This is a genomic window from Streptomyces sp. NPDC040610 (assembly GCF_055594065.1).
In genome coordinates this window covers 12,361-27,370 of record NZ_JBVIXA010000026.1, presented here as the reverse complement: position 1 = coordinate 27,370, position 15,010 = coordinate 12,361, and the positions used below count along the sequence as shown (strand labels likewise).

The following is a 15,010-nucleotide window of genomic DNA, read 5'->3' as shown; positions in this document are numbered from 1 at the left end:
GATCCGGGCGGCGCTGCCACTGCCACCGAGCAGTTGCTGGACGACTTGGTACGGGTGCTGGGTCCCGACCACCCCTACACCCTGACCGCCCGTGGCAACCTTGCCCGATGGCGGGGGGCGGCGGGAGATCCGGGCGGCGCTGCCACTGCCACCGAGCAGTTGCTGGACGACTTGGTACGGGTGCTGGGTCCCGACCACCCCTACACCCTGACCGCCCGTGGCAGCCTCGCCATTTGGCGGGGGGCGGCGGGAGATCCGGGCGGCGCTGCCACTGCCACCGAGCAGTTGCTGGACGACTTGCTGCGGGTGCTGGGTCGCGACCACTCCTACACCCTGGCCGTCCAGGGCAGCCTTGCCCATTGGCGGGGGGAAGCAGGGGACGTGGCAGGCGCAGTAGTCGCCTGCGAGCAGTGGCTAGAGCGGATGTTGGAGGCGTTGGGCAGCAGCCACCCTCACATCCGCATCGCTCGTCAAAATCTCGAATACTGGCAACGGCGGGCTGAGGACGGTGCCGGATAACGATCGTTCGCGAGATACGAAGATCACGGAGGTGTTCCTGCCGGTCGCGGTTAGCGCCTCTGGTGTACGCGTCTATGTCGCGTCTCGGAACGTTCGTCAGACAGGCAGCTTTCGCAATGTCAGGCCCAGGGCCGTTGGCGCCTGTTGCTGCGCCCGCATATCAAGGGCGTCGACAGCGTCGCTTGCGATGATCTTCGCCCACCCCTGACGAGCTCACCCGGGCAGGGCGTCGGATGGGTATTAGGCGGCACCAGGCGTGGCATCCGCCTGCCGATCAACGGGCTATGGGTGGGGAATCAAGCCGAGCAGGTCTGAGGCCACTCCTGATCTCAGAGTGGTCGCTTTCATCGAGCGTCATCAGAGCAGGTTCTGGGCGATCGTCGCGTAGCGGCTCGCGGTGGTGTGCGACAGGTTGAGAGCCTGTGCTTGATATCGGGTTATTGACCTTGTCGCGTGGCTAGGTTCGTTGCGTGGCCGGTGCTGGCGAAGCTTATCTAGTGCTGTCAAGTGTCTCTACAGGTCAGCGTATTGGAGAGGCGTAAGGCAAGTTAGGCATGTGGTTCCACCAACGAGAACGGACAGCACTTGCGAGATGGAGGGTGCCAAGCGCACCTGCGGCGAGGGGCCCGTCGTGGTCCAGCGCCGTGAACCGGAGCACCAGCCACGGCTGCCGCCGGCGCGGGCAATCACCCACACCCACGCCGTGCGAGTGCAGTCCACCGCCCCAGTGGGGCCCGTCGAAGTCCTGATCGGCGACGCGGTACACGGCGGGCTCGGGGCAGCGACCGGAACGGTGCCGGATGATGATGGCGTAGCGGCACTGCGGGCGTCAGACGTGCGCCTTGGAGTCACCCGGTTCAGGGTCGAGAAGCTGCCGAGTCTCGGGGGCGGCAGCTGCGCACCAGCAGCGCGGTGCACACTCGCCCGTGTGCCGGGAAGATCGAACTGCCTGTAAGGCTAGATGCATAGCCCGGGTCCGAGCGCGGCCTTGGACGCAAGAGCCTGACTGATGCCATGGGCGACGGCGGCGCGCCAGACATGCCCAGGCGTTGTGATCTTCCGATCGCCAGGAAGACGGATCCTGGATCATCCATGCCGGCACCGGGAACGTACGCGAGAACGTCCTCACTTGACCGCCGCTGCGCCCTTGCCGCATCGCGCGACGGGGGCCGGCACTCTCCCCATCCGGGTGCCTGCAGCGTACGGCCCGTTTCAGGGCCTGGACAGTGGCAGGCCGGGCATCTGCAAGTGCTGCCTGCGGTGTGTGCGGGCACGGGACGAGAACCCGACGGCGGCGGCAGGGCATATGTGTTCCAAAGGGGCTGTGTATACGCAGATGGCGCGCTACCGTCTCAGGCCTACCAGCACGCGGGCGGGGGGGGGCGAAATGGGCCAAATGCTGGAGTCGGACCGGCGGTGGAGAGTTGCGGGGTGCAGGCGCCGCAGTCGATGCGGGGGAAAAGTCCTGCCGCCCAGCCGGTGCTGCGGCCGAGCACTCACAAGGGCGGCAGCAGCCACAGGCCATGATGCCGTGGGCTGGGTGAGAGCGCGGACACAGAGCCGGTGTCCCGAGCACTTCGATCAGAGCCCGGACACAGCTGGCGGCGCCCTGTGCAGGCAGCGCCGGCTGCGTCCGGGCGTGGTGGCGGGGCTTCAGCCAGAGATCTGGTTCAGCATCCAGGCGGTCAGGGCGCGGATGGCGCCGCTGACAACGGCTCCCAGCGCGGCGGCGGCCAGGGTCATCCGTTCACGGCGGGTCAGTCGGGTGCGGGACATGGGGATCTCCTCCCTTCACGGGCCGTTGGGACGGTGGTGTCGGCCGACGCCACCGATCCTCAAGGCCATGGCGGGTGAGTCATCGCGATCCGGGACGAGACGGGAATGCGCCCTTCCTTTGCCCTGGTCATCGCGGCCGCGGCGGGGACCGGCCCGGGACGATCGCGGACAGTGCACAAGGGGGAACGACGTAGATGACAGCAGCGCAGCAGGCGGCGCGAGAACGCTTCGCCGCCCAACTGAAGGAGGTGCTCCGGGATGCCGGAAACCCTTCCTACGGGGCCCTGGTGCGGCACAGCGGCAGCAGGTTCAGTACCACGCGAATCAGCAAGGTGCTCAGCGCCGATTTCATCGAGCCGGTCGCGTGGGAGTTCATCGACGCCTTCCTGAGCGCCTGTGACCAGTACGCCGATCGCAACAACATCAATTTGAGTAGGGCGCTGTACGACCGAGAGCTGTGGAGAAAACGTCACACGGTCCTGACCGAGGTACTGGAGCTGCTGGAGGAAGAAAACGCCGTGCCAGCGCCTGCAGCGTTCACGGTCGAGCGGTTCCCCCGGCCTAGCAGGCAGCCGGTGCAGACGTGGCGGGACCAGCCGAGCCAGTTGCTGTCGGCCCAGCACCAGGTAGTGCCCTTCACCGGACGAGGAGCCGACCTGGCACGCCTGGAGGACTGGCGCGACAGTGACGGTTCGGTGGCAGCCGTGACCCTGCTGCACGCCCCCGGCGGCCAGGGCAAAACCCGCCTGGCCGCCCGCCTGGCCGAGAACACGGCCACGAGGACCGGCTGGAAGGTCTGGCAGGCCCTACGCGGCAGCACGAGCACACCCAATACCGCCGCCCCAACACTTCCCGCCCTGGGCAGGCGTGCCCTGCTAGTGATCGACTATGCGGAACGCTGGCCCAAGCAGGACCTGCGAAATCTCCTGCAGACGCTGGCAGCCCGCCCTGGCGAAAGGCTGCGCGTCCTGTTGCTCGCCCGCTCCGCGAGCGACTGGTGGAGAAGCTGGCAGCACGACCTGGACAAGTTGAACTATCTCCCCGGCACAATCGAACTGCTGCCACTGTCAGGCCTGCGCACGGACGCGCGGAAGGAGGCATTCACCGCTGCCCGAGACTGCTTCGCTGCCGCCCTGCAACTGAACGACCCCGAGACCGTTCTGTGTCCCGGCAACCTTGCGGATGAAGCCTTCGGCCTAACCCTGACCATCCACATGGCCGCCCTGGTCGCCGTCGATGCCCGCCTGCGTGGCGCCGCACCCCCCAACGACCCTGCGAGCCTTTCGCGGTACCTGCTGGATCGCGAACGCGACTACTGGGACAAACTCCACGATCACAGCCCCGACGTCGAGATCAAGTCGGGGATCATGGCCCAGGCCGTCTACACCGCGACCCTGACCCGCCCCTTGGACTGGGACACCGCCCTGGAAGCTCTGACCCACGCCAGAGTCGACATCCCGGCCACCCTCACCACTGGGCAGGTCCTGCGCGACCACGCCGTGTGCTACCCACAGCCTGCCCCGGACACCCTGGACGCCCCGGCCACCTACTTGGAACCGCTGTACCCCGACCGGCTTGGCGAAGACTTCCTCGCCCTGTCCACCGGCTGGGCCGACCAAGCCCCTGCCCGCCTGCTCGAGGCCGCCACCTACGACCCCGCCCCATCCCTGCCCTGGACCCGAGACACCCTCACCATCCTGATCAACGCAGCGGAACGCTGGCCTCACATCGCTACACGCCAGCTCTACCCCCTCTTGAAGAAGCACCCCGAACTCGCCCTGTACGCGGGCGGCACCACCCTCGCCGCCCTGGCCAACCTCGATAGCCTCGACCTCACCGTCCTGGAAGCCATCGAGCCACACCTCCCCAAAGGCCGGCACACCGACCTGGACGTCGGTATCGCCGCCATCACCTCCCGCCTCGCCCACCACCGCCTGACCACCACCCAGGACCCCGCCACACGCGCCCGCATCCACGAGACCCTCGCAGTTCGCCAGTTCTACGCCGGACTCCGCGACGAAGCCCTCACTGCTGGCCAAGACGCCCTGCAAGCCTGGCGCGACCTCACCCGCACCAACCTCGCGTACACTCCCGACCTCGCATACTCGCTGAGCAACCTGGGCGTTTGGCTGTCGGAGGTGGGGCGGCGGGAGGAGGCCCTGACCCCTGCCGAGGAAGCGGCGGAGATCTTCCGAGGGCTGGCGGCAGACAACCCAGCCGACTACAACCCCGACCTCGCCAGCTCGCTGAACAACCTCGGCAACGGGCTGTCGGAGGTGGGGCGGCGGGAGGAGGCCTTGACCGCGGTCGAGGAGGCGGTGGAGATCTCCCGGGGCCTGGCGGCGGGCAATCCGGACGTATACAGCCCCGACCTCGCATACTCGCTGAACAACCTGGGCAGCTGGCTGTCGGCGGTGGGGCGGCGGGAGGAGGCCCTGACTGCTGCTGAGCAGGCGGTGAGGATCTACCTACGGCTGGCGGCGGACAACCCGGCCGCCTACAACCCCGACCTCGCCATCTCGGTGAACAACTTCGGGGCCCGGCTCTCGGCAGTGGGGCGTCGGGAGGACGCCCTGACCGCGGCCGAGATGGCCGTGGAGATCCGGCGTCAACTGGCGGCAGACAACCCAACCGCCTACAACCCCGCACTCGCCAGCTCGCTGAACAACCTCGGAGCGGACCTGTCGGCGCTGGGGTGGCGGGAGGAGGCCCTGGCCGCGGTCGAGGAGGCGGTGGAGATCCGGCGTCAACTGGCGGCGGACAACCCGGCCGCCTACAGCCCCGCTCTTGCCTCCTCGCTGAGCAACCTGGGCGTTTGGCTGTCGGAGGCGGGGCGGCGGGAGGAGGCCTTGACCGCTGCTGAGCAGGCGGTGGAGATCTTCCGAGGGCTGGCGGCGGACAACCCGGCCGCCTACAACCCCGACCTCGCCAGCTCGCTGACCAACCTCGGCAACGGGCTGTCGGCGGTGGGGCGGCGGGAGGAGGCCTCGACCGCTGCTGAGCAGGCCGTGGAGATCTTCCGAGGGCTGGCGGCGGACAACCCGGCCGCCTACAACCCCGACCTCGCCCGCTCGCTGAACAACCTCGGAGCGGCCCTGTCGGAGGTGGGGCGGCGGGAGGAGGCCTTGACCGCTGCTGAGCAGGCGGTGGAGATCCGGCGTCAACTGGCGGCGGGCAACCCGGTCGCCTACAACCCCGACCTCGCCAGCTCGCTGACCAACCTCGGCAACGGACTGTCGGCGGTGGGGCGGCGGGAGGAGGCCTCGACCGCTGCTGAGGAGGCCGTGGAGATCTTCCGAGGGCTGGCGGCGGGCAACCCGCCCGCCTACAACCCCAACCTCGCCCGCTCTCTGACCTCCTGGGCGTGGGTGCGCTATGAAGCGCGACAAGACCAATCTGGAGCGCTGCGAGCTACGGGGGAAGCGGTGGAGATCTATCGTCGACTCGTAGTGTTTCTACCCGCGCAGTTCCTTTCGCCGCTCTGCGCTGCGCTGGGCTTACAGGCGAACTTGCTCCTCAGGCTCGGGCGTGGGCGAGAGGCGAGAGACATACAGACCTGGCTCGCAGCGAACAGCCCCCGGGCCGGTTCGCAGGAATAGCCAATTCCGAGAGATCACGTCCCCCGCCGACAACTCGACCCGGTCCGGCTGGGCACGCCTACTGGTCACCCGGTGGCTGCGATCATTATCTAGGGTGTCAACCCGATGATGCAGGTCAGCATCGAGCAAGTAGTAAAGGCAAGTTAGGCAAGTTGTTCGCGCACAGCTCGACACCGGCCGCTGTGGGGCCGCGACGTCGAAGGCCAGGCAGACGCCTGACGGTTGTTGCGCGATCTGCCCTCGATTCAAAGACTGTCTAGGCGGTTCGGTGAGGTGCCCGGCTCAGTACGCTTTACCGGCATAGGGGTATGGGGGCTGTCCGCCTTCCAGGGGGATGACATGTTGGATCAGGCATTGGTTGTTTTGGCTTCGGCGTTCGGGGCGGCGGTGGCTTCGGCGGCCGGCACCGAGGTGTGGTCGGGATTCCGGGACCGGGCGGCCTTGATCTTTGGCCGCCGGGACGCGCGGGGAACCCAGGTGGTCCTGGAGCGATTGGACCAGTCGGCCCTTGAACTGGACGGCGCCGACCCCGGTGGCGCCGACCAGGTCCGTACCCGGCTGGAAGCATCTTGGCAGGCCCGGTGCGAGGACCTGCTGGAGAGTCTGGGCGAGGCGGACCGCGCGGAAGCCGCCGGGCAACTGCGCGAACTGGTGGCCCGGCAGGCCGCCGGCGCAGTCACGGCCGGGGAGGACGGCATCGCTATCGGCGGCAGCGCCGACATCAGAGCCGACCGCGGGTCGGCGGCCGCCCTGCGCATGGGCGACGTGACCCTCGGAAACCCTCCGGTGCCGGGTCCGGAACAGCGCTGACCGCACCCGGCGCCAGCCAGGCCCCGCACATCTCTGCGCAGACATCGCTCTACGCGCAGTCCGGCGCCCTGGTGGTCGGCCGCGCCGATTCGGTGACGCACCATGCCGCGCCGCGGGCGCCGCTCTCCTGGCCGCGGCTGGTCGGCGTGATCCCGCGGCAGGCGGACTGCTTCCAGCACCGCGATGCCGTCGATGCCTTGGAGCGAGCGGTGGCCGGGGGTGGGACAGCGGTGCTGTGCCAGGTGCTGTCCGGGACCGGTGGGGTCGGCAAGACCCAGCTCGCCGCCCACCACGCCCGCACCGCGTGGCAGGCCAGGGCGGTGGATCTGCTGGTGTGGGTCACCGCCACCAGCCGGGACGCGGTCCTGAGCGCCTACGCCGAGGCCGCTGTCACGGTGACCGACCCCGACGACCCCCACCGCGCCGGTCTCGACGACCCTGAGCGGGCCGCCGTCCGCTTCCTGGCCTGGGCCCAGTCCACCGACCGGCGATGGCTGATCGTGCTCGACGACGTGAGTGACCCCGCGCACCTGAACGGCACGGACGGACGAAGTGACCTGTGGCCGCCCGCGCGCCCGAACGGCCGCACTGTGGTCACCACCCGCCGCCGCGACGCCGCCCTGCCCGGCCACCTCATCGACGTCGGCCTGTTCACCAACGGCGAGGCCGTCGGCTACCTGAGAGCCAAACTCGCCGCCCAAGGCCGCCACGACGCCCCCGGGCAGGTCGAGGAGCTCGCCCGCGACCTGGGCCATCTGCCGCTGGCCCTGGCCCAGGCGGTCACCTATCTCCTCGACCTCCACCTGGACTGCGCCACCTACCGCGTACGGCTGGCCGACCGCGCCCGTACGCTGCCCGACCTGGTCCCCGAGGACAGCGGCCTGCCCGACGCCCACCGCGCCACGGTGGCCGCCACCTGGTCTCTGTCCATCGAACACGCCGACCGGCTCCGCCCGACGGGCCTGGCCCGCCCCATGCTCGACCTGGTGGCCCTGCTCGACCCCAACGGCATCCCCGCCACCGTCCTGACCTCGCCCCCAGCCCTCGCCTACCTCACCGAACACCGCACCCCCGACGGTGGCACCGATCCCGACGTATCCTCACGCGCGGTCGGGGTGGACGATGCGGCCGACGCTCTGCGCTGCCTACACCGGCTCAGCCTGGCCGACCACACCCCCAACACCCCTCACCAGGAGGTGCGCGTCCACAACCTCGTCCAACGTGCCACCCGCGAAGCCCTGTGCCCCGCCGCACGCGACATGGTGGCCCGGACCTGCGCCGACGCCCTGTATGAGGCCTGGCCCAAGGTCGAACGCGAGACTGCGCTCGGCCAGGCTCTGCGCGCCAACACCGCCGCCCTGACTGCCCACGCCTCAGACGCCCTGTGGCAGCCCGACGGCCACCCGGTTCTCTTCCACACCGGAAACAGCCTCGGCCACACCGGACTCGTCACCGCCGCCCGCGCCTATTTCCAGGACCTGCACACCGCCGCCCTGCAGAACCTGGGACCCGACCACCCCGACACCCTGACCGCCCGGCACTACCTCGCCTACTGGCAGGGGGAGGCGGGGGATGTGGCCGGGGCCGTCACCGCCTCCGCCGATCTGCTGGCCGACCGGCTGCGGGTGCTGGGACCCGACCACCCCGAGACTCTGTCCGCCCGGCACAACCTCGCCTACTGGCGGGGTGCGGGGAAGGCGGGGGATGTGGCCGGGGGCATCACCGCGTTCGCCGATCTGCTGGCCGACCGGCTGCGGGTGCTGGGACCCGACCACCCCGACACCCTGACCACACGGGCCGACCTCACCTTCTGGCAGGGGAGGGCGGGGGACGCGGCCGGAGCCGCCACCGCCACCGCCGATCTGCTGGCCGACCGGCTGCGGGTGCTGGGACCCGACCACCCCGAGACTCTGTCCGCCCGGCACAACCTCGCCTACTGGCGGGGGATGGCGGGGGATGCGACCGGGGCTGCCACCGCGTTCGCCGATCTGCTGGCCGACCAGCTGCGGGTGCTGGGACCCGACCACCCCAAAACCCTGCTCGCGCGGCACAACCTCGCCCACTGGCGGGGGGAGGCGGGGGACGCGGCCGGGGCCGCCACCGCGCTCGCCGAACTACTGGCCGACTCCCTGCGGGTGCTGGGCCCCGGCCACTCCGCCACCCTGGTCACCCAGGACTACCTCGCCCACTGGCGGGGGCAAGCTGATGGTGCGAGCGGTGGTGTCCGATAACGATCGAATGACGACAGGCTCGGTGGGCGTCCAATGAACCCGGGTTTTCCGGGGCCTGACGGCGGCTCGGATCCAATGAGATCCGATGGCGATTGGCGACAGGGTTAGATGACACCCCAGGTCCGATCAGCGGTCAGGAGCGAGAAAGAGCGTAGCCAATCTCGTCTACAAGCGGGTTTCGACCGACGAGCAGTCGACCTCCCGCCAGAACCTCGTCCGGGCCGAGGCCGGGATCGAGGACCCGGTCGTCTTCGAGGAGGATGCCGGAACATCCAGCCGCCTCCACCCGCTTCAGCGGCCGAAGTTCGGTGAACTGCTGACGTACGCGCGGGCGGGCGACACCGTGCGCATCTCCGAGATGTTCCGCCTGGTGCGCGGCACCGGGCACATTCTCGATGTCCTCGACGTCCTGCACCGCGACCGCCTCGCCCTGTGCATCCACGACGGCGCGTTCTCTGGCATGGACCTCACCGCCCGCCACCCGCGCACCGGGGAACTGCTGTCCACCGTGAAGTTCATGGTGCAGACCCTCGCCGCCGCCGGCGAACTCCAGCGCGACCTCCAACGGGAGCTGACGTACGACGGACTGCGGGCCGCCGAGGCCAAGGGCCACAAGGGCGGACGCCGCCCCGCCCTCACGGGCGGGGCAGTCACCGACGTGCGCGCCGCGTACCTGGAGGGCCAGTCCATCGCTGCCCTCGCCCGCGACCACGACGTCAGTCGCGGCGCCATCCGCACCGCCGTCGCCGACCTCCTGCCCGAGTTCACGGCCGCCATCCCGAGCGCCCCGCCCCCGGAGCTGCGGTCGTCCTCGACATGCCGGGCTAGGTCGCCGACTTCCTCCGCACCACCGAACTGGATGACGTCGAGCGGGCCGCGCTCGACCAGGGCGTCACCGTACGGCGCGGTCAGGGCTACACCCTGCGCATCGCCGCCGTACCGGCGGTCCACCGCCAACTCCTCGACCGCTGCCAAGCCTCGACGATGTCGGGGCGGTTCCCGCGCAGCGCAAGGCACGCCGCGAGTACGCAAACCGTGTCAGCACCCTCGCGCCGACCAGACCATGATCGTTCTCACCGGGATTTCCTGCACCGCAACTACAACCGCCGCCATAGGTGCTCCTGGCCTCGCCCAGGGGCCTCCGCGATCCCGCTGCGCAAGATCCCTGGGAGCAGCGGCGGGCGGCGGCCGGTGAACGACAATCAAGAGCCGTGTCACAGTCCTGCGCTGGACCGGTGCCTGGTATGGGCGGAGTCGTCATACTGCGGAAATGGAGCGCAAGCCTCGCTGGCTCTCTAACACTCACGTCATGGTCGCACTGATTGGCATAGCTGGGATGGCGGTCAGCCTGGCTGCCGCCCTATGGATACGGCCATCGCAGGGTGGCGAGCAAGAGTTCCGTGTCCCCGCCTTGGTCTGGTGTGGCCTTGCCCTACTGGCCTTCGTCGCGGCGTCTTCGGCCCTTTGGCGGCGTGAGAGGCGTACAAGGCGCGCGGCCACGTCGCTGTTCGCTGTCGCCATCGCCGCCTTGGGCGGTGCCCTTTTTTCCCTTGCGTACTGGGGCATTAGCCGCATGATCAACGATCTGCCTGGGGGCCAGTTCGGGCCGGAAGATGTCACGCCGGTGATTGGTGCGATCACCGGTCTTGGGGGCCTTGTCGCTGGCGCGAGTGTGGCCACGTCTCGTCTACTACGTGCCCTGGGACGGCGGGCGGCGGAGGCGGGGCAAGGAGATCGGGCCCGCCAGGATGGCAGGGCCTCGGTGATTCGCGCCCAGACGGAGGGTGAAGCGGCCTTAATCAGAGCCAAGGCAGAGGGCGAGGCGGCGATCATCAAGGCGGAAGCGGAGAAGACGCGCGCTGAGGCCGAGCGGGAGAAGACGCGCGCGCAAGTGGAGTGGGCCCTGGCTCAAATGGAAAGAGCACGACAAGGTTTACCTGCGCTGTCGCTACCCGAGCAGATACCGGAGCTGACGGGCGGAGCGGGTGAGGGCGATTCGCCTCAGAACGGGGTTGCTCCCTCGACCGGTACCGGCTCCCCAGACGGCGAGCCTGCGGCCTGATCAGCAAGGACCACAGTCCCGAACGTTACGCAGGGCTATACGACGCCTGGCCGTAGCTACAGATCGGGGTTTCCAAGGTCGAAGACACCTGGAGCCATACACCACCGAATATCACTGGCAGTTACCACCAGACTGTACGCCCAGGCCGTTCCCGGGTCGGCAACGCAGGTCAATGCCGGGGTGGCCACAGCACAGGGCGCTGTCGAGCAGACCGGTTCCAGCTCCGGCGACGCCTCGGGCACCTCCGCGGAGCAGTGGGCTGGTGGCTGGCACCACGCCGCCCAGCAGACCGGCTCGGAGCCGAAGGAGTGCACGCCTAAGGCCCCGGAGGTCCGAGGGATTCCGTCTGCGCTCTGGGTGCTGAGTGCCTCGTGTCTCGCGCCAGTGGTGATCCTGCTGAACGTTGCGGCCTTCTTCGCCTTGTGCCATGTGGACCACGGTCCGGGCATCGGCGCCTTGATCGGCTACGGCTTGCTCGACCTGCTCGTCACAGGTTTCCTGGGGCTCGCTCTGTTCGGCTCTTCCGCAGCCTTGGCAGAAGGCCGCGACGCCCTGGACAAGTTCTGCGGGGCCTCCTTCAAAATGACGGCGCTCGCAGTTGTGTCGGTCGTGCTGCATGGAGCGTTCTGGGCCCGCGGAACCACCAGGATGGGCCTGTGGTGGGCGGAAGTCATCGGGTTGCTGTAGCTGACCCCGTTCGGCTCGGCCGTCTTCTGCGGCGCAGTCGGGGCCGGTGGTTGAGGGGAAGGGGGCAAAATTGCCCCCTTCCCCTCAACCGCGGGTTTCGTCTTCCACGATCTCCGCGTCGACCACGTCGTCTGCTGGGACCGTGACCTTCGCCAGGATGCGTCCGGCTTTCCGGATGTGGTTCTGGAAGTGCTCGGCGTCGACTTCCGCTCGCTGTGCCGTGATGTGCTCGTTCGCCGGGGCCTTAGCTTGTTGAGCGGGCGCGGCACGACCCCCTGGCCCAGCGATGCGGTGTACGTCTTCTTCGCGACGCCGACCAGCCCGTCCTACATCCGTGCTTCTACGGGAGCCCTTTGCCGTCTTGCCGATCCGGGCACCGCACTCTGCCACGGGGGCCGACACCGTATTAGCAGGATGATCAGCCAGTGTGCGGCGGGGGAGCGGGATTCAAGCGGTGGCCGGCTGCCGGGCGTCGAACTCGTCCAGGGCCCCGCCCAGACGGGCAGCGGCCTCGGGCAGCGTGTGCCTGCCCCCAGCGAGCCAGCGCAGGTACGGCTCCGCTCCCTGGAGCAGCCCGGAGCGGGGGGTGGAGGGTCACCAGGGCGCGGTGGGCGCCGCGCTCGAGGTGGTGGCTCCAGGAATCGATATCGCTCTGGTCCTCCGGGGCGGTGACGTGTCCGTCGACGCAGTCGCCCCGCGTGGTGGTGCAGCAGTTCCAGCCGCGGTCGATGACGCACCGCTCGCAGGCAAGGGTGCCGCACATGTCCGGGTAGCGGCGCTGCCACTCGCCATCGAGGGCGATGACGTCCCCGGCGAGCGGGTTGTTCTTGGCGCACAGGCAGCACCTGATGCGGAACGCGACGGACACGGTGGAGCTCCCCATCACCTGCGGGCTGGATCTGCTCAGCCTGGCAGTCAGCTCTGGTTCTGCAGCGTCGCCATGCCGTTTGGGTGCTTGCGGTCGTCGTTCGTGCCACGCGCGGTGCAACGGAGGTCTTCAACGCGCCCGTGTTGCTGACCTGACCTGCACGGATAGCTGTTGCGCGGCTTGCCCGCCCGTGTGGTGCACTCCAAATCAGTGCGCACTTTGCGAGCGATTGAGTGCGCGACTCAATGCGCGATCCGCTATGGTGCCTATTGGAGGTGCCTCTGTGTCCACTGAGAACGAGCTATTCAGCGCAGTCGATGCGCTGCTGGAGCAAGTCGCGCAGGACGACCTGCCAGACCCCGCAGAGCGCAAGCGCCTACGCGAGGCGGCGGGCCTGAGCCAGGCGCAGATCGCCACGGCACTGAACGCCCGCCGGGAGGCGGTGGGGAACTGGGAGACCGGGAAGACCGAGCCGCGACCGCCGAAGCGCGCCGCCTACGCCCGGCTCCTGGAGGGCCTCGCCGCCCGCTTCCCCGCCGAGGCCTCCGACGCGCCCGCCACTGCCCCGGAGCCTGCGTTCCCGGAGGCGTTCACCGGACCCGCGCCCGCTCCCGCCCCGGCTGCTGCCGCACGCCCGGCGCCCGCCGCGAAGCCCGCCCCGTCATCCCGGCGCCCCGGTGCGAAGAAGGCGGCACCGAAGAAGACCACCGCGGCCGCTGCTGTCGACCCGCGCTTCGAGAACGGCCCGCTCGCCGTCATCGACTGCGAGGACGGGCAGGTGTCGGCGTACTGCGTCGGCGGCCTGGTCCTGGACGTGCCCGCCAAGTCCATTCCGGCGCTGGTCGACTGGACACTGACCGAAGCCCGGCTCGGTCAGGCCCGGCTGCACCACAACGGCCGCGACGCCGACCCGGTTCTCGTTCTCACCGCATCCGCGCTGGAGCGCTACGGCCTGCCCACCGCCCTGTCAGAGAAGGAGCGGCACGCGAGCCGACTCCCCGACAGCCACAAGGTGGTCAAACAGATCAGCAAGGCCGGCCTCCAGCTCACCCAGCGCGGCCTCGGGCCGTGGGCACGCATCTTCCGCGAGCCGGTGGGATCCCGGCGCCGCTGCGTCCAGCTGTGCATCCTGCCGTGGAACGCGCTGGACACCCGGGAGTGGGGCAGGAAGGACGACCCGGAGCTGCTGCTGACGATGCACCCGGCCGATCTCGCCCGCTACCTCGGCCTGTACGCGGCGCGGGTGATGACACCGCGCGGCAGCACCGCGACGACCGGCCTGGAGCTGATGGCCACGCTGCGCCCGCCGACCCGCGCGGAGAAGAACCCGGAAACCGGCGAGTTCGAGCGGGCCTTCAACGACGACGCCCTCACTCAGCTCTACGACGTGGTGGAATGCGAGGTCCCCGACGAACACCCGGTCCTGAAGGGGAAGTTCGCCCGGCACCACCTGCGCACCCCGGCAGAGATGCTGGTGGAGGAGCCCTACGACTGGTGCCGGCCGCTCACCGATGACGAGTGCGCGAACCCGTACCTGGTCGCGGTCGACATCAACATGTCCTTCGCCGCGGCCGCGAACGGGCTCACCGTCGGGCTGAACGGGCCGACTCACCTGACCGGCAACCCGAAGTTCGACGCGGCGCTGCCCGGCTCGTGGCTGGTCGACCTCTCCCACGTCGACCTCTCCCGCGTCCGCATCAACGGCCGCACCGTCGACGGCGACCGGCTCCCGAGCCCGTTCACCCCGAAGGGCGACCGGCCCAAGGGCCCGGCCTGGTACACCACACCAACCGTCGCCTACGCGGTGGAACTCGGCTTCGACGTCGCGCCCATCGAGGCGTACGTGCGCACCCAGAGCGGCCGCTACCTGGACTCCTGGTACACGCGGCTGCGCAACGCCTACGTGGAGACGATGGCCGACATGGGCGTCACCACCGACCTCGGGGGCCAGGAGTTCCTCGAGGCGATGGCACGGCGCAAGCAGGCCGACCCGACGATGGCGCTGCTCGAGACCGCCATCAAGGCGACGGCAAAGGGCGGCATCGGCAAACTGCGCCAACGCAGCCGAGGCCAAGTGCCGTACTACGAGCCCTACCCGGCACTGAAGCGGGAGACCTGGCGCCCCGACATCCGGGCCGCCGTGCTGGCGAACCAGCGGATCGGGCTGCACCGGAAGCTGATGAAAACGGCAGCCGCCGCCGACCTGTACCCGACCTCCATCGGCACCGACGCCATCGTCTACCCCTCACCCGGACCGTCCCCGCTGGACGTCCTGCCACGCACGCCCGAGGGCAAGCCGGTGCCCGGCACCTTCCGGCTCGGAGTCTCGCCGGGGATGGTCAAGCACCAGGGCACCCAGACCGTCCTGTGGGCAGAGCAGCAGTTCGAGGAACACGGCGGCGTCTTCAACATCTCCAACCTCATCAAGACCGACCCGGCGGCCGGAGAAGGGGAGTAA

8 protein-coding genes and 1 pseudogene are annotated in these 15,010 nt (G+C 69.3%); 8 read left to right on the top strand and 1 reads right to left on the bottom strand.

Annotated features, from left to right (window positions below; genetic code table 11):
• On the top strand, positions 1–519 hold a 519-nt coding region (locus ACZ6AA_RS40470), incomplete at its 5' end, for a tetratricopeptide repeat protein (protein ID WP_471463540.1).
• A 1,653-nt stretch (positions 520–2,172) separates the two neighbouring features.
• On the opposite strand, the gene ACZ6AA_RS40465 is transcribed toward ACZ6AA_RS40470, so the two are convergent.
• Positions 2,173–2,295, bottom strand: coding sequence for a hypothetical protein (locus tag ACZ6AA_RS40465; RefSeq protein ID WP_358228153.1), 123 nt, complete (start codon positions 2,293–2,295; stop codon positions 2,173–2,175).
• 194 nt (positions 2,296–2,489) lie between these two features.
• Between ACZ6AA_RS40465 and ACZ6AA_RS40460 the strand changes: the two genes are divergently transcribed.
• From ACZ6AA_RS40460 to tap, 7 genes and pseudogenes are all read left to right on the top strand, one after another.
• Positions 2,490–5,894 carry a tetratricopeptide repeat protein gene (locus ACZ6AA_RS40460; RefSeq protein ID WP_471463538.1) on the top strand — a complete coding sequence of 1,135 codons (3,405 nt, stop codon included), beginning with the start codon at positions 2,490–2,492 and terminating at the stop codon, positions 5,892–5,894.
• Between the two features lie 339 nt (positions 5,895–6,233).
• Positions 6,234–6,704, top strand: coding sequence for a hypothetical protein (locus ACZ6AA_RS40455; RefSeq protein WP_471463537.1), 471 nt, complete (start codon positions 6,234–6,236; stop codon positions 6,702–6,704).
• A gap of 92 nt (positions 6,705–6,796) precedes the next feature.
• Positions 6,797–8,935, top strand: a complete 2,139-nt coding sequence (locus ACZ6AA_RS40450) for a tetratricopeptide repeat protein (protein ID WP_471463535.1) — start codon at positions 6,797–6,799, stop codon at positions 8,933–8,935.
• A 223-nt stretch (positions 8,936–9,158) separates the two neighbouring features.
• Positions 9,159–10,130 (top strand): annotated as a pseudogene (locus tag ACZ6AA_RS40445) (recombinase family protein); the annotation flags it as partial.
• A gap of 75 nt (positions 10,131–10,205) precedes the next feature.
• Entirely contained in the window at positions 10,206–10,997 is a 792-nt protein-coding gene (locus tag ACZ6AA_RS40440; RefSeq protein WP_471463533.1) for a hypothetical protein, read from the top strand.
• 180 nt (positions 10,998–11,177) lie between these two features.
• Positions 11,178–11,684, top strand: coding sequence for a hypothetical protein (locus ACZ6AA_RS40435; RefSeq protein WP_471463531.1), 507 nt, complete (start codon positions 11,178–11,180; stop codon positions 11,682–11,684).
• A 1,151-nt stretch (positions 11,685–12,835) separates the two neighbouring features.
• A complete protein-coding gene (gene tap / locus ACZ6AA_RS40430) occupies positions 12,836–15,010 on the top strand; it encodes a telomere-associated protein Tap (protein ID WP_471463529.1) in 2,175 nt (724 codons plus the stop codon).